This is a genomic window from Bacterioplanes sp. CLAM21, from assembly GCF_059641015.1.
Map to the genome: position 1 here is coordinate 350301 of NZ_CM184929.1, position 23359 is coordinate 373659.

The following is a 23359-nucleotide window of genomic DNA, read 5'->3' on the forward strand; positions in this document are numbered from 1 at the left end:
TTGCGGTAAGGCCACGGTAATATTTTTGAGGTGAATGGTGGATTATCCGGTTCGTTATGATGTGATTGTGGTCGGCGGTGGACACGCAGGTACCGAAGCTGCGCTGGCAGCGGCGCGTGCTGGCAGTAAAACCCTGTTACTGACTCACAACACAGATACCGTCGGGGTGATGTCCTGCAATCCGGCCATCGGTGGCATTGGTAAAAGCCACCTGGTGAAAGAAATTGATGCTCTGGGCGGCGCCATGGCGCGGGCCACGGACAAAGCCGGCATTCAGTTTCGTACCCTGAACAGCCGTAAAGGCCCAGCGGTCCGCGCTACACGGGCGCAAGCCGACCGCGCCTTGTACCGCGCTGCCATTCGCCAGATTGTGGAAAACCAGCCCAACCTCGATATTTTTCAGGCCGCTTGTGACGACTTGATCGTTGCCGGCGACGGTATCGGCAGTACTGTGCAAGGCGTTGTGACCAACACTGGCATGCGCATCTTTGCTACTAGCGTGGTGTTAACCACAGGTACCTTCCTGGGTGGAGTTATCCACATTGGAATGGAAAACCACAAAGGCGGCCGTGCTGGTGACCCGCCGTCGATTGCCTTGGCTGAGCGTTTACGAGCGATGCCGTTTAACGTTGGCCGGTTAAAAACCGGTACTCCTGCGCGCATTGATCGTCGCAGTGTCGATTTTTCGGTCATGCAAGAGCAGCCAGGTGATACACCGCTGCCAGTGATGTCTTTTATGGGCTCGGTAGATGAGCACCCAGAGCAAGTGAGTTGCTACATCACTCATACCAATGAGCAAACCCATGACGTAATCCGCAATAACCTCGACCGCTCGCCTATGTATGCCGGAGTGATCGAAGGTGTTGGCCCACGCTACTGCCCGTCGATTGAAGACAAGGTGATGCGCTTTGCCGATAAAGACAGCCATCAGGTATTTGTTGAGCCCGAGGGCTTAACCAGCAATGAGCTGTACCCCAACGGCATATCCACGTCATTGCCATTTGATGTGCAATTACAGCTTATCCACAGCATGCGTGGCTTTGAAAACGCCCATATCACGCGCCCTGGCTATGCCATCGAATATGACTTTTTTGATCCTCGTGATTTACGCCATAGCTTGGAAACCAAGTTTATCCACAACCTGTATTTTGCCGGCCAAATTAACGGCACCACAGGTTACGAAGAAGCCGGTGCCCAAGGCCTGCTGGCCGGTGTAAACGCCGCCCTGCGCGCGCAAGATAAAGACATTTGGGTGCCGCGCCGCGACCAATCTTACATAGGCGTACTGGTCGACGATCTCATCACCATGGGTACCAAAGAGCCCTATCGCATGTTTACCAGCCGCGCGGAATACCGCTTAGTGCTGCGTGAAGACAATGCCGATTTGCGCCTGACTGAAATCGGCCGTGAGCTGGGCCTGGTCGACGATCAGCGCTGGGCCGCCTTTAACGCCAAGCGTGATGCCATCGAAGCCGAAAGCCAGCGCCTGAAAACCAGCTGGGTGCAACCCAACACCGAAGCTGCCAAGCAGCTAGAAGCGTTGGGTGAAGCTGCTATTAGCCACGAGTACAATCTGCACGATTTGCTCAAGCGACCAAAGCTCACTTATGCCGATGTCGCCGGCCTTAAAGGCGAACCTGTGGATAACCCACAAGTGGCAGAGCAGGTTGAAATTCAAGCCAAATACGACGGCTATATTGCCCGTCAGCTGGAGGAAATTGAGCAGCTGCGCCGCTATGAAAACACCGCCCTGCCAGAAGACCTCGATTATGACGGCATTGGTGGTTTATCCAATGAAGTAAAACAAAAGCTTAACCAGGTACGCCCAGCGACTCTGGGCGTGGCATCACGCATCTCCGGCATTACCCCGGCCGCCATCAGCCAGATTCTGATTCATCTGAAAAAGAACCGGCTGGCCAGCCAGATGACGGCTTAATCAGTTAAGGGGGGGCCACCCCCCTTAACAATCCTGCTCCCGGCCGAGATGGCGTTTATCCGTTAACCTGCTTGCCATGGCTTCCCAGGCGCTGTTTATCACATTGTGAATAACGCGCTAGGGCTGGCTGAGTGATTCGCCCGGCTGCGCTCGGGCTTAATCAGTTAAGGGGGAGCCGCCCCCCTTAACAATCCCGCTCCCGGCCGAGATGGCGTTTATCCGTTAGCCTGCTTGCCCACGGGCGGCCCGCAAACAGGGCGATTCCCACGCCCCGTTTGCTTGCTCTGCGTCCATGCAGAGCAGCCTAGTCGTCTTCGCAGGCTAACGGCGCCATCTTAGGCCGATTGGGCGTAGCGACAGAGGCGATCACTGAATGGCTACGACGCGGCATAGAAGTGGTTGGTTCCCGTTTAGTTTAATGGGTACAGACACTGCGAACTCTGGCGGCTGCCAGAGGGGCTGAAAACTTTGGAGTTTGGTGTAGGCATTTCTGCTTCTGTACGAGTGCCGTTTGCTCATTTGGAGTAGCAAACGGGAATGGAGGTAACGCTGGAAAAACAGGTAGTCTGCGTACCAGTGAGTTCTTTCTAACTCCTGTATTTCGCTATGGTAATGAGTCGCTAAGAGAAAGATAACACTATGTCTAGTGGTTACTGTAAAGGGCTAGTTTCCCCCGTGGGTTGGCTCGCGCTGTTGTTTATTTTGTACTCTTGCTTGTCGGGGGAATATGATGCTTGGCGTATGTCTCCCCAGGATATCGAAAAAAGTGAAAAAATATGTGGTATTTATAAAGGCGAAAGTTACCGTCGTCGATATAAAGGGACGGGAAGCTATTCCTATCTTGTAGGATATGAAAAGCTTGAGTTTATGATCGGCAAGCGGGATGAGGTAAGAGATTATCTGAGTGGTTTGGTTGGCAAAGAAGTGTGTTTTGTATATTACGATGATTTATTTTTTCGCTCATCTATAAGGTATCTGTTTGATGTTGAAGTTGATGGCGAGCTTTTTCTTGGTGAAGATGTGTCTGTAGATACTTATATGTCCTATCGTGACATTGTTCGCTCGAATATGTACTTGTATGCAGTTATTGCTATTTTTATTTCCCATTTCACATGTATATTTCTTCGGTTAAAGGAAGATATGTCAAGAAAAAATAGTTAACCGTTTAACAGTGGTAGATACTATTCTTTAAGAAAAAATCTGAACTAGAAAATAGATAAAAAGAGAGCGAACAGTATACCATCAAAATTACTATTTCTATTAGACTGCATGGATACACACCCTAATCTCTTATAACGATGTAAATTCCAGCAATCATTATTTAACCTGATTATATCGAAAGCAGGACGTTAGATGGTCATTAACCATACCCACGCCCTGCATATAGGCATAACAGGTGGTTGTACCAATAAACTTAAAGCCTCGCTTCTTTAAAGCTTTGCTCATAGCATCGGACTCGGGTGTGGATACCGGTACTTGGTCAACAGATGTCCATTGGTTGTTAATGGGGCTGCCATTCACAAAAGACCATATAAAAGCATCAAAGCTTCCAAATTCTTTCTGGACTTCTAAAAAACATTTGGCATTGGTAACGGCAGCATTGACCTTTAGCTTATTGCGCACTATGTCTGGGTTAGCGAGCAGTTTTTCAATTTTCTTGTCGGTATATTTGGCGATCTTTTCGGCATCAAATTGATCAAATGCATTCTGATAGCCTGCTCGTTTTTGCAAAATGGTTGCCCAGCTAAGCCCCGACTGGGCCCCTTCTAAAATCAGCATTTCAAATAGCAGTCGATCATCATGGACGGGCACGCCCCATTCATGGTCGTGGTAATGGATCTCTCGTTCTGATGACTCGGACCAAGGACAACGCTTCATAGATCTTTTCTCAGGTCAATTGAGCCCATTCAAAATCAAAACAGCGGCTCTGGCAAGGGAGGGAGTCTATTTCGATCCAGAATGGCTTAACAAGTTTAAGCATTTGCATGCCTTGCCACATTTTCTGCTGAAATTAAATTGCTTGGCTGCAAATAAGTAACTTAAAATCGCTTAGTGGAATAGCTTCCCCTATTTTATCCTGAATGGTCATCGAGATAATTCGCCCGCTGCGCTCGGGCTTAATCAGTTAAGGGGGGGTCGCCCCCCTTAACAATCCCGCTCCCAGCCGAGATGGCGTTTATCCGTAAGCCTGCTTGCCCACGGGCGGCACGCAAACAGAGCGAATCCCGCGCCCTGTTTCCTTGCTCTGCATCCATGCAGCGCAGCCTGGTCAGCTACGCAGGCTAACGGCGGCATCTTAGGCCGATTGGGCGGAGCGGCAGGGGATTATTGAAAGGCTGCGACGCGGCATAACACTGACGGGATTTTTGCCCAGCTTTTATGTGCACCACCATTGTGAGCTTTAGCGGCGAGCAGAGGCACTGAAATTTGTAGAGCTTGGAGTTGGTGTCCGTGTTCTTCTTCTGAAAAACCAAAAGTTTGAGGATAATCTATGTGCTGTCTATGAGGTCAAATTAATCTCAATGCAGCGCGATGGTTTCTCTGTAACCAGTCCAAACAGAACAGACACCGGAGATCCAATATGAACAACAGTTTCCTGCCCTTCTTCAATTGACTTATAGAAGTCTTGCAAGGCTGAAGACCTTATACACTTCCAAGTTCCCCACACAACAAATGTATCGGCATTCCCATCAATCAGGTAACCGATAACTTCTTCTTTGAAGTAGATTTTCCGTGGTGGCAACATTTCGTCTCCGGTATGTTATTGCAAACGCTGTCGTTGTCAGAAAGAACGACTTGAAATTGGAACACACAGTGATCCGCCGTTTTAACTAGTACTAAAAGTATAAGCTAGGCAATCACACTCTGATGGCATGCCAGCCAGAACGCAGATCTAATCTATGGGGCATTAAGTCATTATTCGCGTCTTTTAGGCCAGCATGCTCTCTGGTAGAGCACTGTTATTATTCAGGAATCACGCCACAGGCCATACGCGAACCACCGCCTCCGAGAGGTGCAGGGTGATCTGAGTGATTATCGCCTCCGGCGTGGACCATAATGGCCTTGCCCTTAACGTCTTCGAGAGTCAGCCGTGGAGCCAATACGGCGTATTCAGCCTTTCCTTTGGCATCAACGAACAAGGCTGGCAGATCACCTTTATGATTGCCATTTGTCCAAGGCAAACCGTGTTGCTTGCTATTGTCCGGATCAAAGTGGCCTCCGGCAGCGCCGCCCAGCACTTGCTTGCCATTTTTGTTCGCCGGAGCACAACTCCCTTTTGCATGTATATGGAAGCCGTGCATGCCAGGTGTCAGTTGCTCAAGGACCGGGGTAAGCACCAGGCCATAATCACTGTCTTCCAGGGTAATATGGCCAATCACTTGATTACCGTTGGCATTGAGCAACTGCATATCAACTTGCATGGCGGTAGCGCTGATTGGCAGAGCCAGTGCGGATACCATCGATAAAATGGTAGCGTTTGATCGAATAGTCATAAGTTTTCCATTATTTATTAATGTATATTGAGCCAGCCGCTTCTTGGAGCTTATCTACTGCGCTGAGTCTAACCAACAGCGCAGCAAAAGCTCATTGTTTAGCACTAAGTCGCTGATAGCTTTCTTTAAGGAATCATTTAAGAAAAAATGACGAAAGTTTATGTGGCACTGCAAAACAGCCTTGGGGGACTGAGTCTTCTTTTCTGGCAAATGGCGTCGTCTCGGAATAGTGACAGAGGCGATTATTGAAAAGGTTACGACGCGGAACCGTGCTGATGGGGTTCTTCCTAGGTTTTTTGGACACCGCCATAACCAGCTCAGGCGGCTAACAGACACGCTAAAAACGGCGGAGTGTTGGGTGGGTATCCGTGTTGCTCGGTGCTGTGTATGCGGCAGTACAATACCTGTTGCACTATTACTTGTCGGGAAGAAAAGGTTTTGATGGATGTCTGCATTGTATGTACTGTCTCCTGAATGGTATCGAAATGAATCTAAGGATAAATGTTCATGAAAAGTATAAGGTTAGTACTGTTCGGGATTGTAGCATTGTCGTTGTCGGTAGAACCCCTTTGTAAAGAAGTATTCGACAGTAATGATCTGGGCTTCGCGTTTACCTATGGTGATGACGTTAGCTTGGATTTCAACCCTCATTCAATGAGGAAGATTCAAATTCACTTCAAAGGAGAGCATGTCGGTGGATTGGTCGTTTCTGTTGTGCCGAACAATCTTAAGGTACAACAATATCTGGATTATGGTGTCGAATACTACAACAAGAAATATAGGGGAATAACGATTGATGTTTCTGAACACAAAAACCAAAATGATATTGGCTATCACCGATATAGAGTAGAAGCCAAGCCTGAATACGGGGTGTATTCGGAAGATAGATTCATATTCATAAAAAAACGCCCAGGAATATATTCAGATGATGGGATAATGATGACATATACATTCAATTTTTATTATATTAAAAGTGAAATTGAAGAGAAGAAGAAAAATCTCTTTCAGCTTGTAGACACCTTTATTTACATCAAAGGAAGCCCAGATGTTAATGAAGTTATTAATATGGAGTTTAATAATAAATCTGGATCTTGATATGTTTTATCACTTTATTCTCATGGCAATTATACGAACCTAAGGATGCAATTCTTACCCATAGGGCATATCAATGGAGTGCTATGTTTTTGGTAGTTGGTCAGATGGGTTTGTGAAATTTTAAAATAATCCCTGAAAAATAAAAATCTCTGGCTGAATGGCGCCGATTTAATCAAGATTGAAACTTGGTGAAGTTCTATTTTATCAGCTGCAATAATATTGCTCGGTGCCCAGAGGTGTATAAACTCCCGTGTCAGCCAGCTACAGGTCAATGTGAGCGTCAACCTGTCCACTCGAAGTGAACCGACAACTGCGATTAGTTTAAGGACTTGGGATGGGTGTCCGTGTTGCTCGTTGAATTGTGTTGGTGGAATTGTTGTTCTGGGTTTCTGCTTTCCTTAAAAACTGTTATCTCTTAATTTTCTCATATCCAAAGCATGTACTTTGAACCAGTCGCCCACAGAATCGTATATTAGATCAAATGTATCGTCAGGGTAATTGTGATAGTACACTCCTGTGTCAACTCCGCCTTCCGCAATAATGTAAAGGTACTCTTCACCATAACGATCCAATATGAAAAATATGTTCTCTGGAAATTCCTTATAATCCTCGAACTCATCAGCCTCCTGAATCAGTTCTATCCGGTCCTGCAATAACTGTTCAGTCATGCATTCTACATATTTATATTGGTAATAAAATTCATTTTCATCGAATACTTCGCATGCCTTTCCGCAGACTTCTAAAAAATCTCTGTAGGATTTAGGAAGAGTAATCCCGTACTTATCTTCAATTACTTTAATTTCATGGTAGGAGCACCCTGTATTATTCCGCCCGATCACTCCATTTGTAATCAAGTTATTGTATACTTCTTTAAAGTCTGACATTTTGCCTTATCATCTGCAGTGGAAAAAATTAGTAGCATAAAGCGGATCTAATCACTCCGGTAAATGACCGCACAGCGCTACTGTGCTTCGTTGGAAAACAACTGTCTTTGCCAATTGTATCTATTGATCCAGACTTCTTTCATCAGTTCAGCTATAGCAAGCCCCTTACACACAGCCATCGCCCGTTTAACGGCACCAGCGTATTACCCGCTGTGGATAAAACGCTGGTGGCTCAATGAAGCTGTTCTGATGCGCCGTTAGAAGGTATAGGTCACCGATGCACCTATCGTACGTGGATCAACAATAGAGGCATAGGGCTCTGTGCCACGGCGTGTTGAGCCTGGGTCGTTGAGGGTGCGTGCGTGCTCGTCGGTAAGGTTATTCACAAAGGCATGCAATAACCAATCACCTTGTTCATAGGCCAGTTGCAGGTTAGCCAGCCAATAGTCGCCGGCCTGGCGTTCTTCGGTATTTTGAATATCGCCAAAGTATTCACTCACGTACCTGGCAGACAGGTCCAGGCTTACAGCATGGCTGAGCCAATAACGGCTGCCGATATTGGCGGTAAAGCCGGGCGCTGAGTCCAAGCGGTTATCGTCGGCTTCGCTGTAATCGCTGCCGCCATCGAGGATTTTTGTTTCCAATAAGCCAAGGCCTGAACGTAGCTCTAAGTCGCTGCCCACTAGGGCATTCACTTCCATTTCCAGGCCGTAGGTGTGGGCGTTATCCACATTGATGATGCGGCGCTGGCTGTTGGAGGCCTGGTAGCCGTGATAACGGTTGTAAAACAGGTTGGCATTTAGGCCCAGGGTATTGTCCAGCCAGTTGGAGCGAAGACTCAGCTCGTGGGCGTACACCGATTCTTCGTCAAAATAATAATATTCATTGCTGCGGGAATCGAGCGCACCACCGCCTTGGTTGTAGCCCTTACGGCTGCTGGCAGCCAGGGTGGCATCCTCATTCAATTGGTATTTCAGCACTAGCTTGGGCAAATACAGGGTTTTATCGCGATCCAGTTTGGCACTTTGCTGCTGTGCATTAAAGGTACGCTGCTGCTCTTCTTTGGCGCCGCGTAAGCCAAGGGTCAGACTCAGATTAGTGCTCAGACCTGTTTCAACTTCGCTGTAAAAGGCGCTCGACGATGATTGGTCATCACCGTCGTATTCATAGCTGCCACCACGGTTTTCAAAGTCTTGCTGACGATCGGAATAAGCCACCCCGACAAAGCCTTTTACCCGGCTGTGCGGCAGCTCAAATCTGACCTTGGCATCAATACTGTTGTCGTCTTCTTGTAAGCGAACGCGGCTTTGCTCGGCAGGGTCGACTTCATAGCTGTCAAAACCCCATTGATAATCTGTGGTGGCCGCCAGCAGTTCAAACGACAGCTGTGCATTTAATTGATAATCGAATTTCAGGCTGGTGGTGTCGGCTTGAGTATCCATATAGCGCTGGGTCACGGGAATAAAATCCCAAGGATCATCGCCGCCAAAGTATTCGCGTCCGGCATCGCCTTGTTCTTGCGCACGGCTGTGGCTGAGCAACAGCGACATATCTTCACGGGCACCGGGTTTCCACAGCAACTTGCCGCGCAGTTTTTGCGTTTTTAGCTCATTTAGATCGAAGTCGGCCTGGTGTGTTGGGTGCTCCGTGCCCTTGTTGTAGGTATCGCCGTCTAGCCTCTGGGCGGTAAAGCGAAATGCCAGGGTGTCGGCCAGTAGCGGGCCTGTGGCCATCACCGACGTATCGATCAGCTGATCTTGATTCCTGGCGCCCAAGCGCGCCTTGGCTTGCCAATCAAAGCTGGGATCTTTGGTTTTGATATAAATACTGCCGCCTATGCTACTGCGGCCGTTATTGGTGGATTGCGGTCCACGGAAAACTTCGATTTGCTCGATATCCCACAGTCCGGTATCGCCTGTCATATCGGCAACAAAGGGCTCGGCCACGCCATCGACCAGGCGGGAAACACGCGCCTTGGCACCACCGGTAAAGGAGTTAAAGCCAGTGGCTGAACCATTGCCCGACACACCACGAATATTGGGCTTAGAGCCAGAGGCCACCACCACATTAGGCACTTCAGCCACGGCACTGCTGATACTTATGTGCTTCAAGCTGTTGAGTTCTTGTTCGCCAATCACAGACACAGAAGAGGTGGTGTCCTGAATTGAACGCTCAGTCTTTTCTCCCACCACGGTAACGACTTCCAACGTCGGCTGTTGCGCCAGCAGCGGGGTTGGTAACAGTGCTGTGGCAATCGCCGTGGGGAGCAACGCCAATGCATAGGGTTTGTTGGCCTTAGTGGCTTTTGCAGCCTTATTCGGATGGTTCATGTCGCCTCTCATATTCTGAAGTCAAACAGTCTGCTTCGAAAAGAAGGCGGCGACGGTAGCACAGAGGTGATTTAACTCAAATGAGAGGCATTATCGTTACTGGCTTAGTTGCGGACCCGATTTCTGTGGTGAATGTTGAGCGGATGGCTGGATCACAGGCTTAGCTTTGCATCCGCGTTTAATGGCGCTAGGCAAGCAGCCAAATTCAGCACGAAAGGCATCACTAAAGCTTTGCAAATGGCTATAACCGGCAAATTGCGCGGCATCCAATACTGAAGCGCCAGACAGCAAGGCTGAATGGCCGCGTTGCAGCTGTAATTTTCGGCGGTAATTACCCAAGGTAATTCCATGGCGTTTTTTAAAGATTCTCTGTATAGAGGTGGCATTGCTATGGCATTGGTGAGCGATTTGTTTTATCGATAACTTATGGCTATTTTCCATCGATAAAATCAGGTCAATTTTATCGGCGATCTGGTTGAATCGTTCGTTAGCATCCTGCTGGCGTTTGGGCAAAACCAGCTGAATCACTTCATGAACCAGAGTTAAGCATGCGGCTTCTTGCTGCAGTGGTTTTAGTTCATAGAACTCAGCGCAGCATAGCTGTGATAGCTGTTGTTGCAGCATAGGCGTAGTGCCAAAATAAAACGGTCTTAAATTCTCGGAAATTAACCCATTAAATTCAGCCAGATCGTCAGCACAAAGGGATTGCTCCAGCCAAGCGATACTTAAAAAAACCACCAGCTCTTTTTTATTTTCAACCGCATCAAACTTTTTATATCCCAAAGAGTTTTCTAGTACCGGAAATAACGCTGCCGAAAACTGCGATTTGCTATCAAAGCAAATCTCCTGGTGGCCGATGCGAATATAGGTGGCACCATGAAAGGCAAACACCATGCGGATACCGATTTCAAAGGCCATGCTTAGCTTCTGGCTCTTGTGAATAGAAAGATCTTCGTATTTAAGGTCGAAGCCAGGGCGCAGCCGCAAAAAGCGCAGCTGACCGCTGGAATCCGGTAGCGGATTATCGATTATTCGTAAGCGTTGCTTCTCTGCCACTGACTGCCTCTAACGTGTCTTTTGCGCTCGCCCGCCTGCTTTGGGCTGTCGGCAAATATGTTATCTGACCGTAGGTAGGGTGCACTTTTACCATACATAAGTGCTAGTGCAAATCATTATCATAAACAGCTGAAGAGGTGCTTTAACAACGTCTCACCCTTGGAACACTCAAGCCGGGTTTATCATGCTCTACAACACTCATTTGCTACTCACCCTTGCCAGCACTGCGGCCCTATTGATGCTGTATCTCAGCCATCGCAATCAGGTCTTACTGGCAACACCACTGCCGCACAGCTGGCTTAAAGCAAGCCTGGTGCTGCTAGTGCTGCTCTTTGTCGCCGCCATAAGCCAGGGCACCAGCAGCGCCGTGTATTGGTGCGCTCAGCTGATGGTGCAGGCATTTTTGTTACCAGCGCTGCTGTACCTGGCTAAACGTTGTTATTGCCAGCTAACGGATGATCGGAGTGTGCCCCATGACTAACGCACGAACTTCCAACGCTCAGCGCATACAACCCCAGTGGTGGAGCAAAACAGCCATCGGCCTAGTTGGCGGACTGCTACTGGCATTCGGATTAGTGACCCTATTTGCCTGGCATGGGCCAGGCGGCTTGCATCAAGGTGCCAAGGCACAATTCAACATGTGGATGGTGACGCCCATCTGGCTAAGCGTCTTTAGCGCCAGCTACTTATTCACCAGTGCACAGAGCGCCGCCAAGGTACTGGGGTTGGCTAATGGTATTTGTTGGGGGCTCTTTATTGCCCTGCGCGTGATGGGATAAAAGGCATGAAAATTCGCAGTGATATTGTTCGAACCTACCAAGCCATCCATAGCTGGACTGGCATTAGCACCGGGCTACTGTTGTTTATCTGCTTTTTTGCTGGTGCCTTGACCATGTTTCAGACTGAGATTCAGCAGTGGGCAGATGCAGGCGTGCATCAGCTTAATGCCGGTGATGCCAAGGATGTTGATGCATTGGATAAGCTGCTACATGACACCATCCATCAACATAAAGACAGTATTGATAGTCTCACTATCAATGTGCACGGCCAGGGGCCAGCGTTGAGCTGGCAAGCCGGGCGGCCTGAGTTGGGCGTCGATGCCGTATTGCACTACGCCAATATGGAAGACGGTGAAGTACACAGCTACCAGGCGCCCAGTAATCATTTAGCCAAGCTCATTGATGAGTTGCACCGCAGCGCCGGCATCGCCGGTGAAGTCGGCCATGAGCAGCTGGGCGTGTACGTGATGGGAGTCGCGTCTATCGCCTATTTTTTGGCTCTGGTGTCTGGGCTGATTTTTTTATTGCCGACCATAGCACGAAGCTTTTTGGCGTTAAGACACAATAAAGGGCGTTTTCGATTTTTGCTCGACACTCATAATCTTGTAGGTGTGGTGAGCTTGCCATTTCATATCATTATTGCTTTTAGCGTGGTGGTCTTTGCCTTCCATGATCAGTTTTATGCTGGCCTTGAGGCAGTTTACGACGGTCAGCCGTTGTTTGAACGCGCAGCGCCAGATAAACAGATTTATGATCTTGAGCAATTACCGCCGCTGTCTGCTTTTATTGCCACCGCCGAGCAGCAAATGCCGGGCTATCAACTGCATACGATTCGTTTGTCTGGCTTAGGTAGCCCACGGGCTTCGGCCCGACTGGAGTTGGTTAATAACGATCGTATGATGATCAACCCGGTGGGTGACATACTGATGTTGCATCCATTTACCCTTAAGGTGACCTACAGCACCAACCCTAAAGGCGACGAAGGCATTTGGGGTCGAATTGTCAGTAGCTTTTTTTCATTGCACTTTGGCAGTTATGGCGGCGACTGGACTCGCTGGATGTATTTTATATTGGGCTTAGGCGGCGCCTATTTATTTTATAGTGGCAACCTGCTGTGGCTGGAAAAACGGCGCCAGCAAAAAAACGCTCCGGCCAACGTATTAAATAATATGACGGCCCTCACTCTAGGCGTCAGTTATGGCTGTATGGCGGGCATTGCCAGCGCTATGGTGGTCGGTCGTCTATGGCCGTTAGTGCCTGGCAGCGAAGGCAGCAATATTAATGCGGTGTATATTGGCAGTTATTATTTGGTATTTATCAGCTGTGTCATCTGGGCGTTTTTTCGAGACGCCGCCAGCAGCGTCGTTGAACTAAAACGATGTTGCGCCGCCGCCTATGCTGCCATTGCGCTGGTATCCTGGTGTGCTGGATTATTGCCAGACAATACCCTGCCAATAACATCAAGCCTTTCCGCTTGGTTGTTGGAGATTTTGGCCTTGGCTTTTGCTGCCATGTTATGGCTGTCGGCCAATAATACCCTTCGCGCTAACCGCTTTGCTTATCGCTGGCAAAAGCCGGCACCGGCTGGCAGTTAACTGATGAACTAGCTGGTACTGCCTGTCTTTAACGACTGTTGATTCAGCAGCTGCGTTAATACCGGCGGTACAAATTGGCGCTTAACCGTAATGGCGTAAAAGTTTTCGTGCACATTGGGCAAGGTCATATAGCTGACCAAGGTGCCGCTGGCCATTTCGTCGCGCACCACCACCTCTGGCAGCAGCGCCAAGGCGCCGCTGTCACGGGCTAACAGTCGCAGCATGGCCATGTCGTCTGCTTCGGCCAATACATCGGGCTCAAACTGATACAGGCTGCAAAAGCCATCGAAGGCCGCGCGTAGCTCGGTTTGTGCGGTGGGCAACACCCAGCGCATATGTTGATAGCCGTTGGGAAACTCCCCCTCTGGCTGGAAGTCAGGCGGACCAACGATGGCCAGTGGCTGATGTGATAAGCGCTGGCTTTGCCATTGCTGATCGCCACTAACAGGCACTTGGGTATTGGTCAGCACCAGATCAAACTGATGGCGCGCCAAACCGTCGAGCAAGTTACTCATGCCGCGAGCATGCAGGCTAAAGCGCACCCGCCGATCGTGCAGCAAGGGCGAAATAAAGTTCTCAATAAAGTTACGCGACATGGTCGACAGCATGCCAATGCGCAGCTGCTGATATTCAGGCTCGACACCGTGTCGGAGTAAGGACTCTAACTCTTCACCTTTACGGAAAATATCCTCTGCATAAGTAAGCACTCGCTTACCGGCTGACGTCAGCACCAGCTGCCGTCCGCTGCGCTCAAATAACTGTACCTCCATGCTTTGCTCAAGCTGTCGAATCTGTGCTGACAGCGCCGACTGCGACACGTGCAATTGCTGAGCGGTGCGGGTCAGATTGCCGCTGCACGCTACTTGCCAGAAGTAATATAAGTGATGGTAATTCAGACGACTCATAACAATTCCTCGCAAGCCCTTGCTGTGCGGATCAAGCCATCTCAACGGCCCCGAGGGCGGACTCTATGGCTGCTAGCAGGCTAGGTGCAGCAACATCGTTCTCAAATACAGAACGGTTTCTAAAGATATATCTATTTTACTGAAATCAAGCCGTTGCAGATACTGACAGGGTTCAAAAAATGACCATTATTTGGCAGGAGGCACCATGAACTGGGCGCTGACAGATACCCTCAACACCCTGCTGCTACTGGCGATCCCGGTATTGTTTGTGATGGGGGCAGGACAAAGCCGCGGTCAGCGTGACCGCTGCCATTTATCTCTACAGCTGCCGTTGGCAGCGTTAGTGCTAACCGGCGTATTGGCGCTGGCCTATGCAGCAGGCCAACTGCAACCTCTGCCGTTACTGCAACTGCAGCCACTGACCCTAGTGATGTTGGCACTGATCAGTTTGCTGGCGCTGGTGATCATGCGTTATTCCCAACGCTTTATGGATGGCGAGGCTAATGCGTGGCGCTACGCTCAATGGCTGCAGCTCACTTTGGCTGCAGTCACCTTAGTGATCATCAGCAACCACTTGGCCCTGTTATGGCTTGGCTGGGTGGCGATCAGTTGGGCGCTGCATAATCTGCTGATGTTTTACCCCGAACGTCCGCGCGCGGCCCTTGGCGCGCACAAAAAATTCTTGCTGGCACGGCTGGCAGAATGCTGCTTACTGGCGGCTTTTGTGTTGCTCTATCAGGTGCATGGCAGCGCCTATTTATCTGACATAGTCGCCGCCTATGGCTCTGCTCCTGTGCTTACGGCAAACGAACAAGCCGCCATGTTGTTGATTGCCGCTACGGCATTGATCAAATGCGCCCAATTGCCAGTGCATGGCTGGCTGATGCAAGTGGTGGAAGCACCGACACCGGTATCGGCATTACTGCATGCCGGTGTGATTAACCTCGGTGGCTTTCTGCTGATCAGTTTTGCGCCCTTGTTATTGCTGTCTCAGCCAGCGCAATGGCTGCTGCTGGTTGTCGCGGGCATCAGCACGGTATTGGCGGCCTTGATTATGGCAACGCGGATTAGCATTAAAGTCCGCCTAGCCTGGTCGACCAGTGCACAAATGGGCTTGATGCTTGTGGAATGCGCCTTAGGGCTGTTTGAGCTGGCATTGTTACACCTGGTTGCCCACTCGCTGTACAAGGCTTATGCCTTTCTCAATGCAGGTTCTGCGGTGCAGCAATATTTGCAGCAGCAGTGGCTGCCGGCACGCACGGCTGGCAAAGCCTCATGGCTGTTAGCGGCGGTTATTAGCTGGCCTCTGGTGGCCAGTGCCTGTGCCCTACTGACGCCGACCGGCCCCTATAGCCCGTGGTTGTTGCTGGCGCTGGCATTCACTGTGTTATTGGCTCGCCGTGATGACGTCAGCCTAATGCGCTGGAGCTTGCTGGCCATGGTGTTATTAGCGGTTTATAGCCTGCTCAAACTCAGCAGCGCGGCGTTATTGCCGGATTATCAGATGGCGGTATCTGGCTGGAACGATATCTGGGTGGCTGTGCTGGTGTGTGCCTTGTTTGCTCTGCGCAGCTGGCTCAGTCACAGCGATAGCAACGCCGCTCAACGCATGAACCTGTATTTGTACGCAGGCTTTTATTTGGATGAATGGTTTACCCGCACCACCTTGCGCCTTTGGCCAACACGGGTGCCACAGCGGGCCAACGCCAAGCGTCAGCATTTAACTCAGTCTGCGACCGACCACTAAGGAGTCTGCCATGAGCCAGGATGTCCAGTTACAACAGCTATTACATGCAGTTGAGCAAGCCGGGCAACGCATTGCTCCCACTTGGCCGCTGGATCAGTTGATTGCCGTCAACCCTTGGTGGGAAATGCGTGATCAGCCGATAGCGGACGTGGCCGCTAAGCTCGATGCCCTGGCCGGTGCCAAGGTGCTGATGCCAGCACAACATTACGCTCGTTTATGGCAGCGCAGTGCCATCAGTGCAACGCAGCTGAGCCAGGCCGGTGCTGAGTTGAATTATCAAGGCGATCAGCACAGCTTGGTCGCTGCGTTGCAGCAGCCGGCGCAACTGAGCCACTGGCACAATATCAGTGACTGGCTTGATGCCAGCCGTGACCATGCTCACGAGGTGGCTTGGCGCGATGAAATCAGCCATCAGATCAGTCAGTTTTGTGCCGCTCGTTATCAGCATGACGGCGTGGTACCAGCGACCGACAGCCTCTATCGCGACTGGCTGGATGTCACCGTCAAAGATCGCGGCATCGCCATCTTAATGGCCAGCTCAGGGTTAATGACGGCGTTTAAAGCGCTGCCACAGCATCATGAAGAGTTATTGCTTGAGGCCTTCACGGAGCTTGGCGTCAGCAGCGAAGTGATGACTGACTACGGCCATGCGCTGCTGCTCGACATTAATGGCTGGGCCTCCTGGCTGGCTTATGAGCGCTGGCAAGCGCGGCTAGATGGCGAGCAGCGAGACGAGCTACCACAACTGTTGGCCATTCGCCTGGCCTGGGAGCTGGTGTTATGGCGCTACCACCATGTGCAGCGGCCACAGCAAGCACGCCAGTGGCTGCATCAATGGCGCCAGCAACTGAGCTTGCTGCCTTCCTTATTGCAGCAACACCGCCAAGCGCAAGCGCCACTGTGGGTATGGCAACGTGCCAGCGAACTCGCTTATCAGCAAGGGTTACAGCAGCAATTGCAACAGCCGCAGTCGTGGCAGGCAACAGCGCGTACTGAGCGGCCAGCCGTGCAAGCGGCTTTTTGTATTGATGTGCGCTCCGAAGTCATGCGCCGAGCCCTAGAAGCGCAAAATGATGGCATCGAAACCTTGGGCTTTGCTGGCTTCTTTGGCCTGCCACTGGAATACGCACCGGCTGGAGGTCATAGCGTGCGGCCGCAATTACCCGGGCTGCTGCGCGCTGCTATCCGTGTTAGCGAAGCTGGCCCTGATGGACAGGCGTTGGCTGAACGCCGCCAGCAAACACAGCTGGGAGCGCTGCGTTTTCAACAATGGGGTAATAGCGCCAGCTCGTCTTTTAGCATGGTAGAAAGCGCGGGTTGGTGGTCGCTATTTAAATTGCTGAAAAACAGCTTCTGGCCCACGCCTGGGGATTCTCATCCATTGAATGCGCTGGAACCTGGCAATGGACCCTGGTTATTAAGCCAAGGTGAGCGCCCACTGACGCTGCAGGAGAAGGCTGATCTGGCCCATGGCATTTTAACCGCCATGGGACTAACGCACTTTGCGCCGACGGTACTATTGGTTGGCCATGGCAGCCATAGCCGTAACAACCCCCATGCCGCCGGCCTGGATTGCGGTGCTTGTGGTGGTCAAACGGGAGAAATCAATGTGCGGGTATTGGCGCGCTTATTAAACGATCCCTCCCTGCGTTTAGCGCTGCGCCAGCGCGGACATGCCATCGCCGATGACGTGGAGTTTGTTGCTGCGCTGCATAACACCACCACAGATGACATCGAATTATTCGGTGTCAGTGCCGATAGCGAGCTGGCGGCTTGGCTTCAGGCTGCACGAAAGCAGGCCCAGCGCGAGCGCGCTAAAGCGCTAGGCTTGCTGCCCGATGACAGCGAGTTAGATAACCACCTGCGCCGCCGTGCCAGCGATTGGTCGGAAGTTCGCCCGGAGTGGGGGCTGGCCAATAACGCCGCCTTTATCGTTGCCCCCAGGGCTCGCACACGGGCCTTGAGCTTAGGCGGCAGAGTGTTTTTGCATGACTATGACTGGCACAAGGATTATGGCTATGGCGTACTGGAGCTGATTATGACGGCGCCTATGGTGGTAACCCACTGGATCAATATGCAGTACAACGCCTCGGTGACCGACAATCTCAAATACGGCAGTGGCAATAAGGTGCTGCACAATGTGGTCGGTGGCCATTTGGGCGTATTTGAAGGCAATGGTGGTGATTTGCGCATCGGCTTATCGAAGCAGTCGTTACACGATGGCAAGCAGTGGATGCACCAGCCACTGCGCATCAGTGTGTATATCGATGCACCACGCGACGCCATGGCAGCGATCATCGAGCGCCATGACTCTGTTCGCCAGCTGGTGGATAACGACTGGCTGTACTTATTTCGCTTAACCGATGGCAGTGGCATCGAGCGTTATTATCAGGGCCAGTGGCAAGCCGTTGAGTCTTTGCAGCACCACCAGCAGGGAGCGGCCTGATGGGCCCAGATACAATTGTCTTGCTCAGCCAGCATCAAAAGCGTGATTGCATTGCTCCGGCGCTGGCACCGCTTGGTATTGAGCTGAGTGAATATGATCAGTTCAATACCGACCAGCTAGGCACCTTTGCCGGTGAGGTGGAACGCCTGCTTAGCCCGCTGGAGTGTGCCACACACAAGGCCCGCTTAGCCTGTGAGCTGGCCGATAGCGATTGGGGGCTAGGCAGTGAAGGCAGTTTTGGTCTTGGGCCTGCCGGCATCCATTGGAATACCGAATTGCTGGTGCTGTATGATCGTCGCCATGACAGCCATTTGCTGGCCAAGGCCGAAGGCCCGGTGGCGGTCAAAGCCATTAGCGCGAGTAATAACGAGCAGCTGCAGCAGAGTTTGCAAGCGTATCCCCAGCAGGGTTGGATACTTAGGCAGCCTGACGTTATCCACAAGGGCCTGTATCATGCCGCCGATATCGAAAACCTGTGTATAAGCTGGCCCATCACCCTTGAGCCAGACCTTAGAGCCCTGCACAGCCCGGAACGTCGCTGTCGCATTCGCCAAGCCGCTGAAGCCCTGGCACAGCAGCTGCAAAACCCGTGTCCGAGTTGTGACTATCCGGGCTATGCTGTGGTGGCGCAAACACCTGGTTTGCCGTGTGAGGTATGCTCTGCGCCAACTCAACAGATCAAGTTGCAGCGATGGCACTGCAGTCGTTGTCAGCATGAATCGAACAAAGCCTGCGAAACCTTCGCCGACCCCTATTTTTGTCTTTTGTGTAATCCCTGAATGTGCAAAATCACCGCATCCATAACAACGTTACGGCTATCGACAGTACAGCAAGCGCTGGCCATTTTAAGGGCTGGTGGACGCGTGGCCGTGCCCACTGAAACCGTTTATGGACTGGCCGCCGATGCCAGTAACGCCCAGGCGGTTAACGGCATTTTTAGCGCTAAGCAGCGCCCAGCCAATCATCCCCTTATTGTGCATATTGGCCATGTGGAACAGCTCAGTGATTGGGCTCGGGATATTCCGCCGTCAGCGCACACCTTGGCGCAGGCATTTTGGCCAGGCCCTCTCACCCTATTACTGCCAAAAGCCGAGCATGTGCCCAGCGAAGTGACCGGCGGCTTGCCGACGGTGGGGCTGCGGGTGCCCAGCCATCCGCTGCTGTCGACCTTGCTGCAAGCCTTTGGTGGTGGCTTGGCGGCGCCGTCGGCTAACCCGTATAAATCATTAAGCCCGACGTCGGCTGAGCAAGTGCTGGCCGGCCTTGATGGCCGCATCGAAGCGGTGTTGGATGGTGGCCCGTGTGAATGGGGCCTGGAGTCGACCATTGTTGATGTCTGCGGCCCACAGGTGCGTATTTTGCGTGCAGGCCCGATTAGCAAGGCGCAAATCGAACAGGTGTTGGGTTATGAGGTCGAGCTGCCACAGCAGCACACAGCAGTAGTACCCGGCAATGTAAGGGCTCACTATCAGCCACATACACCATTGCGCCTGGTCGATGCCGATGCACAAGCAGAAAACGGCATTGGCCTGTTGGCGCATGATGCTAAATGGCTGCAGGCGTTCGCTCCCACCAGCGCTCGGTTACTGCCGGCGGATGCCGTGGGCTACGGCCGTGAGCTGTATGGCGCTTTGTATGAAATGGATCAACGCGGCTTTGACGAGCTGTGGCTATTAACACCACCGCAACAGCCTGAGTGGCTGGCCATTCATGATAGGTTGCGGCGCGCGGCTAGGGCCAGTTAACACATCTTCACGGTAGTGGCTGTTATCGTAGTAGCCCTTATGTGAGCTACCCTCAGAAGACCTGAAGGCGCCTATTCATTTGATGAGGGGGCGAGCTGCAAATGCTTAGAGTTGCATGCCTGCTGTTGTTCAGCATGACTGTGTGGTCTGCTTGTCCAAGAGATGAGGTGGTGTTTGGCTGGGAATCCTGGCCGCCCTATTCGCTGAAAGCAAACGGTGAATACACCGGCCTCGACCTAGATATCGCCAAAGCCGTACTGGCCGATATGGGTTGCCCGATAACATTTGTCGAAACGCCTTGGAAACGCTTGTTGCTAGATATTGAACAAGGCTTGGTTGATATGGCGTCAGGCGTATTACGTACGCCTGAGCGTGAGCAATATGGCTTTTATTCCCTTCCCTACCGCAGTGACGCCCTGGTGTTATTTGTTGCGGCCGATAAGTCGGCATTGTATGCCGGTCTTAGCAGCTTAAAAGACCTCACAAAAACAGAGTTTAAGTTGGGTATTGTGCGTGGCTCACACTATGGCGACATGTTTTTAACATTGGCCGAAGCGCCGGAGTTTGCAGCCAATTTAATACCGGCAAACGATGCAATCACCAATATCAAAATGCTGGTCAGTCACCGTATCGACGGCACATTACTCGATTTTTATGCCGCTAAAGCCATCGCTAGATCACTCAATGTATCGAATAAAATAGAGCAGCATCTGATTGTTAGTTCCGATAACTACTATTTTTTAATGAGTCGGAAGTCGCTATCAAGTCGCTTTGTTGAAGCCTTTAACCAGTCACTGCATGCAATGCAGTCGGACGGCCGATTGCAAAACATTATTGATCATTATTCGCTGTAATCTATTCGTGCTTTTCGCCTATCTATTACTGTCACTTCCAATCCAGTTGGAATAAACAGCCAATTGTGATTTTTATGACATATGCGTGCCTCTCACAACAAAGCTTCTAAGCTGTGGAAAACACAGCGGAATTTGCTGATAACCTGCAAAGTGCGGCTGATGACGCTACTAACTATAAAAAACTCGCGGCCAATCGACTCGATGGCATATTGGCCGACCCATTTTCTGCTGCCGCTGGACTAAAAGAGCTGGGTTTAAGCGATAAAGTCGAAAAATACAGCCCCATTTATTCGGACAACATCTATTTTATGATGAGCCGGCAATCTATTTCTCAAGCGTTTGTTGAGAGTTTTAATCAGTCTCTGCAGTCAATGAAGTCAGATGGCCGTTTGCAGAGCATAATTGGTCAATATTTGAACTGATACTGATTGGTCAAAATTTGCACTGCGATGTTTTTGCAGCCTTTTTTGTTTAAATTATGACCGATTTGAGTGGTTTTTGAGCAGTTTTTTGATGTGTGCAATATTTCACAATTAGAGTAATACTTTTGACATATTTTAATCATATAAATAAATAGTTTTCTACTGGGTAGAAAACTATTTGACTCTTCGTACATCGAGTGATTTTTCTAGTATTTTAATAAATTTAGGACACTGCAGATGAGTTGTTGCTTTGCATTCGGCAGCATGAAGAAGCCCATCTCTCATTGAGCTTAGCCGAGCGATCGTATCGTCTATTTCTTTCGCTTTTTGTCGGAGCTTTTCCCGATCAATTTCAGGCTGACCGTTTGGTCCTAACATCTGGCGGATTTCATCCAAGGAAAAGCCAGCAGACTGTCCCAAGGAGATTAATGCCAGTTGCTGCATGATATTGGTTGGAAATACTCGTTTAAGCCCGTGTCTTGCGACCGATTGAATTAGTCCCTTCTTTTCATAATATCGCAACGTCGAAGCGGCAATTCCGGATTTTTTGGCAACCGAAGAAATATCCACTCTCTACTCCTTGACTTAAAGCTGACTTCAAGTTGCAAGATAGCACTGAAATGGCGAATAGGAGTAAAAAAGATGAGCATTTGGATCATTATCGCAGTTGGTATAGGTGCAACCCTGTGGACCGATCTAATAAACTGGCTGCGACAGAGGCTGTTGGGCTCAAACGTGCCAGATTACGCCAGCTTTGGGCGCTGGGTGGGCCATATGAGCAAGGGTGTTTTTACCCACAGATCTATTCAACAGGCTGACAAGATGCCGGCAGAAGGCCTTATTGGCTGGTGCTTGCATTACCTGGTAGGAATAGTCTTTGCGGCAGGGCTGGTGCTTTGGCAAGGTATGGGCTGGCTATCGGAACCTAGCCTGGCGCCGGCATTGGCTGTCGGCTTAGCCACAGTCATCTTTCCATTTTTTATTATGCAACCTGCCTTTGGCGCCGGCGTAGCAGCCAGTCGTACACCTAATCCGGCCAAGGCCAGATGGGGGAGTTTGGTTAATCATGGGCTATTTGGTGTGGGCTTATATCTTGCTGGTCTGATTGTTGCGGCCTTATCTCAGTAAGCCAAATGAAATCGGAGTCAGCCTAGGGCCTATTAACATTATTTAGATTTTTGCTGCCTGAGGTCCGTTTTTCTTGCGCAAGGTATGAGGAGCACCGTTTACCCCGTTCGATAAACTTAGGTAAAAGCGGGCTCCAACCCATCGCCTAAGGGCTAAAATCCATCATTCTGTGTTGATCATCCTATTTTAAATTTGTTAAACATCCTTTTGTACGACTTAATAGACGGATTTTCTGTTTATAACAGCCTGATCGGCCCTAGATGGCTCTGGGCCAAAAACGATAATAAGTGGCTACTCTTCGTTATTTGAATAGATGGTCATAGTAATACTGCCACTAATACTGCAAATTTTCGCGATTGCTTGCGCTGATAGATGTGATTGGAATACTCGCAAGTCACTGCCTGCTTCAAAGCCAATATCAAATATACGCTGACTGGCTCTATTCCACAGCTCTCTCAGCTCCGGTGAAAGCCCAGTGACCAACTGATAGTATTTATCTATGATTTTCTCAGCTTCATCCTCCATGGTTTCGAAAGATCCACGCCAGATGCCATCATCGTTATCCAGGCCTAATACAAATATTTCCTCCCCCCATGCATCAACCAAGGGTTGTAGATCATTCTGAGACTCCAGATCCAGATCGATGTTTAAAAAAGTTGTTTCTGACATAGTAAAAACCGAACTATCTATGTGGTTAATGGACTAATTGTAAAATATACCAATTATAAGTCATTGATTATGGTTTGATGCGCGTCAACTATCAGAATACCAATTCATAACTGTCGCTGGTAAAGCGTCATGGTCAGTCGGATAGATAGATGCCGATAAGGCTAATTTTTAGATGATTACATTAATGTCAATTTGCAATTAAGTTACAGAGTAACAGCCTTTTCAATCGATACTTAATTATCAGCCTAGCCCCATAGTCAATATTCGAACCCTT

Annotated in this window: 21 protein-coding genes; 13 read left to right on the forward strand and 8 right to left on the reverse strand. The window is 50.2% G+C overall.

Annotated elements, in window-relative coordinates; translation table 11 throughout:
• Positions 1–37 precede the first annotated feature (37 nt).
• Positions 38–1936 carry a tRNA uridine-5-carboxymethylaminomethyl(34) synthesis enzyme MnmG gene (gene mnmG / locus AC55FS_RS01605; protein ID WP_496935931.1) on the forward strand — a complete coding sequence of 633 codons (1899 nt, stop codon included), beginning with the start codon at positions 38–40 and terminating at the stop codon, positions 1934–1936.
• Between the two features lie 639 nt (positions 1937–2575).
• Complete coding sequence (locus AC55FS_RS01610) at positions 2576–3097, forward strand: hypothetical protein (RefSeq protein ID WP_496934317.1); 522 nt, start codon at positions 2576–2578, stop codon at positions 3095–3097.
• Positions 3098–3253: 156 nt separating this feature from the next.
• Here the strand turns inward: AC55FS_RS01610 and AC55FS_RS01615 are convergent, their stop codons facing one another.
• Entirely contained in the window at positions 3254–3814 is a 561-nt protein-coding gene (locus AC55FS_RS01615) for a DNA-3-methyladenine glycosylase I (protein WP_496934318.1), read from the reverse strand.
• 1085 nt (positions 3815–4899) lie between these two features.
• Positions 4900–5430 carry a superoxide dismutase [Cu-Zn] SodC gene (gene sodC / locus AC55FS_RS01620; RefSeq protein ID WP_496934319.1) on the reverse strand — a complete coding sequence of 177 codons (531 nt, stop codon included), beginning with the start codon at positions 5428–5430 and terminating at the stop codon, positions 4900–4902.
• Positions 5431–5937: 507 nt separating this feature from the next.
• Here sodC and AC55FS_RS01625 point away from each other — a divergent pair.
• Positions 5938–6525, forward strand: a complete 588-nt coding sequence (locus AC55FS_RS01625; protein WP_496934320.1) for a hypothetical protein — start codon at positions 5938–5940, stop codon at positions 6523–6525.
• 398 nt (positions 6526–6923) lie between these two features.
• Here AC55FS_RS01625 and AC55FS_RS01630 read toward each other — a convergent pair whose 3' ends face one another.
• From AC55FS_RS01630 to AC55FS_RS01640, 3 genes are all read right to left on the reverse strand, one after another.
• Positions 6924–7409 (reverse strand): SMI1/KNR4 family protein, encoded by a 486-nt coding sequence (locus AC55FS_RS01630; RefSeq protein WP_496934321.1) that lies wholly within the window; start codon positions 7407–7409, stop codon positions 6924–6926.
• A 257-nt stretch (positions 7410–7666) separates the two neighbouring features.
• A complete protein-coding gene (locus tag AC55FS_RS01635; protein ID WP_496934322.1) occupies positions 7667–9739 on the reverse strand; it encodes a TonB-dependent receptor in 2073 nt (690 codons plus the stop codon).
• Positions 9740–9835: 96 nt separating this feature from the next.
• Entirely contained in the window at positions 9836–10795 is a 960-nt protein-coding gene (locus AC55FS_RS01640; protein ID WP_496934323.1) for a helix-turn-helix domain-containing protein, read from the reverse strand.
• A gap of 184 nt (positions 10796–10979) precedes the next feature.
• Here AC55FS_RS01640 and AC55FS_RS01645 point away from each other — a divergent pair, with 184 nt between their 5' ends.
• From AC55FS_RS01645 to AC55FS_RS01655, 3 genes are read left to right on the forward strand one after another with little or no spacing between them, the layout of a single operon-like run.
• The gene (locus tag AC55FS_RS01645) at positions 10980–11276 is read left to right on the forward strand and encodes a hypothetical protein (protein ID WP_496934324.1); all 297 of its coding nucleotides are present in this window, start codon (positions 10980–10982) and stop codon (positions 11274–11276) included.
• Positions 11269–11574: a hypothetical protein gene (locus tag AC55FS_RS01650; RefSeq protein ID WP_496934325.1), complete on the forward strand. Its 306-nt coding sequence runs from the start codon at positions 11269–11271 to the stop codon at positions 11572–11574. The genes AC55FS_RS01645 and AC55FS_RS01650 overlap by 8 nt, the downstream gene beginning before the upstream one ends.
• A gap of 5 nt (positions 11575–11579) precedes the next feature.
• Positions 11580–13169: a PepSY-associated TM helix domain-containing protein gene (locus tag AC55FS_RS01655; RefSeq protein WP_496934326.1), complete on the forward strand. Its 1590-nt coding sequence runs from the start codon at positions 11580–11582 to the stop codon at positions 13167–13169.
• A gap of 8 nt (positions 13170–13177) precedes the next feature.
• Here AC55FS_RS01655 and AC55FS_RS01660 read toward each other — a convergent pair whose 3' ends face one another.
• Complete coding sequence (locus tag AC55FS_RS01660) at positions 13178–14074, reverse strand: LysR family transcriptional regulator (protein ID WP_496934327.1); 897 nt, start codon at positions 14072–14074, stop codon at positions 13178–13180.
• A 205-nt stretch (positions 14075–14279) separates the two neighbouring features.
• On the opposite strand from AC55FS_RS01660, the gene AC55FS_RS01665 reads away from it, so the two are divergent.
• The 6 genes from AC55FS_RS01665 to AC55FS_RS01690 all read left to right on the forward strand — a co-directional run bounded on the left by AC55FS_RS01665 (position 14280) and on the right by AC55FS_RS01690 (position 21288).
• Entirely contained in the window at positions 14280–15821 is a 1542-nt protein-coding gene (locus tag AC55FS_RS01665; RefSeq protein WP_496934328.1) for an NADH-quinone oxidoreductase subunit L, read from the forward strand.
• Between the two features lie 10 nt (positions 15822–15831).
• A complete protein-coding gene (locus AC55FS_RS01670; RefSeq protein ID WP_496934329.1) occupies positions 15832–18267 on the forward strand; it encodes a YbcC family protein in 2436 nt (811 codons plus the stop codon).
• Positions 18267–19046: a DUF6671 family protein gene (locus tag AC55FS_RS01675; RefSeq protein WP_496934330.1), complete on the forward strand. Its 780-nt coding sequence runs from the start codon at positions 18267–18269 to the stop codon at positions 19044–19046. Before AC55FS_RS01670 ends, AC55FS_RS01675 begins: the two co-directional genes overlap by 1 nt.
• Before the next feature lie 84 nt (positions 19047–19130).
• A complete protein-coding gene (locus AC55FS_RS01680; protein WP_496934331.1) occupies positions 19131–20012 on the forward strand; it encodes an L-threonylcarbamoyladenylate synthase in 882 nt (293 codons plus the stop codon).
• 134 nt (positions 20013–20146) lie between these two features.
• On the forward strand, positions 20147–20866 hold the full coding sequence (locus AC55FS_RS01685; protein ID WP_496934332.1) for a substrate-binding periplasmic protein: 720 nt from the start codon (positions 20147–20149) through the stop codon (positions 20864–20866).
• Between the two features lie 113 nt (positions 20867–20979).
• Positions 20980–21288: a transporter substrate-binding domain-containing protein gene (locus AC55FS_RS01690; RefSeq protein WP_496934333.1), complete on the forward strand. Its 309-nt coding sequence runs from the start codon at positions 20980–20982 to the stop codon at positions 21286–21288.
• A gap of 174 nt (positions 21289–21462) precedes the next feature.
• On the opposite strand, the gene AC55FS_RS01695 is transcribed toward AC55FS_RS01690, so the two are convergent.
• Complete coding sequence (locus AC55FS_RS01695; protein WP_496934334.1) at positions 21463–21858, reverse strand: helix-turn-helix domain-containing protein; 396 nt, start codon at positions 21856–21858, stop codon at positions 21463–21465.
• A 72-nt stretch (positions 21859–21930) separates the two neighbouring features.
• Between AC55FS_RS01695 and AC55FS_RS01700 the strand changes: the two genes are divergently transcribed.
• A complete protein-coding gene (locus tag AC55FS_RS01700; protein ID WP_496934335.1) occupies positions 21931–22416 on the forward strand; it encodes a DUF2938 domain-containing protein in 486 nt (161 codons plus the stop codon).
• Positions 22417–22707: 291 nt separating this feature from the next.
• On the opposite strand, the gene AC55FS_RS01705 is transcribed toward AC55FS_RS01700, so the two are convergent.
• Positions 22708–23085, reverse strand: coding sequence for a hypothetical protein (locus AC55FS_RS01705; RefSeq protein WP_496934336.1), 378 nt, complete (start codon positions 23083–23085; stop codon positions 22708–22710).
• Positions 23086–23359: the final 274 nt, after the last annotated feature.

Excerpts from the sequence above, each read along its gene's own strand:
- AC55FS_RS01610 (WP_496934317.1), top strand. The coding sequence starts at position 2,576 with ATGTCTAGTGGTTACTGTAAAGGGCTAGTTTCCCCCGTGGGTTGGCTC.
- AC55FS_RS01615 (WP_496934318.1), bottom strand. The coding sequence starts at position 3,814 with ATGAAGCGTTGTCCTTGGTCCGAGTCATCAGAACGAGAGATCCATTAC.
- sodC (WP_496934319.1), bottom strand. The coding sequence starts at position 5,430 with ATGACTATTCGATCAAACGCTACCATTTTATCGATGGTATCCGCACTG.
- AC55FS_RS01625 (WP_496934320.1), top strand. The coding sequence starts at position 5,938 with ATGAAAAGTATAAGGTTAGTACTGTTCGGGATTGTAGCATTGTCGTTG.
- AC55FS_RS01630 (WP_496934321.1), bottom strand. The coding sequence starts at position 7,409 with ATGTCAGACTTTAAAGAAGTATACAATAACTTGATTACAAATGGAGTG.
- AC55FS_RS01635 (WP_496934322.1), bottom strand. The coding sequence starts at position 9,739 with ATGAACCATCCGAATAAGGCTGCAAAAGCCACTAAGGCCAACAAACCC.
- AC55FS_RS01645 (WP_496934324.1), top strand. The coding sequence starts at position 10,980 with ATGCTCTACAACACTCATTTGCTACTCACCCTTGCCAGCACTGCGGCC.
- AC55FS_RS01650 (WP_496934325.1), top strand. The coding sequence starts at position 11,269 with ATGACTAACGCACGAACTTCCAACGCTCAGCGCATACAACCCCAGTGG.
- AC55FS_RS01655 (WP_496934326.1), top strand. The coding sequence starts at position 11,580 with ATGAAAATTCGCAGTGATATTGTTCGAACCTACCAAGCCATCCATAGC.
- AC55FS_RS01660 (WP_496934327.1), bottom strand. The coding sequence starts at position 14,074 with ATGAGTCGTCTGAATTACCATCACTTATATTACTTCTGGCAAGTAGCG.
- AC55FS_RS01665 (WP_496934328.1), top strand. The coding sequence starts at position 14,280 with ATGAACTGGGCGCTGACAGATACCCTCAACACCCTGCTGCTACTGGCG.
- AC55FS_RS01670 (WP_496934329.1), top strand. The coding sequence starts at position 15,832 with ATGAGCCAGGATGTCCAGTTACAACAGCTATTACATGCAGTTGAGCAA.
- AC55FS_RS01675 (WP_496934330.1), top strand. The coding sequence starts at position 18,267 with ATGGGCCCAGATACAATTGTCTTGCTCAGCCAGCATCAAAAGCGTGAT.
- AC55FS_RS01685 (WP_496934332.1), top strand. The coding sequence starts at position 20,147 with ATGACTGTGTGGTCTGCTTGTCCAAGAGATGAGGTGGTGTTTGGCTGG.
- AC55FS_RS01700 (WP_496934335.1), top strand. The coding sequence starts at position 21,931 with ATGAGCATTTGGATCATTATCGCAGTTGGTATAGGTGCAACCCTGTGG.
- AC55FS_RS01705 (WP_496934336.1), bottom strand. The coding sequence starts at position 23,085 with ATGTCAGAAACAACTTTTTTAAACATCGATCTGGATCTGGAGTCTCAG.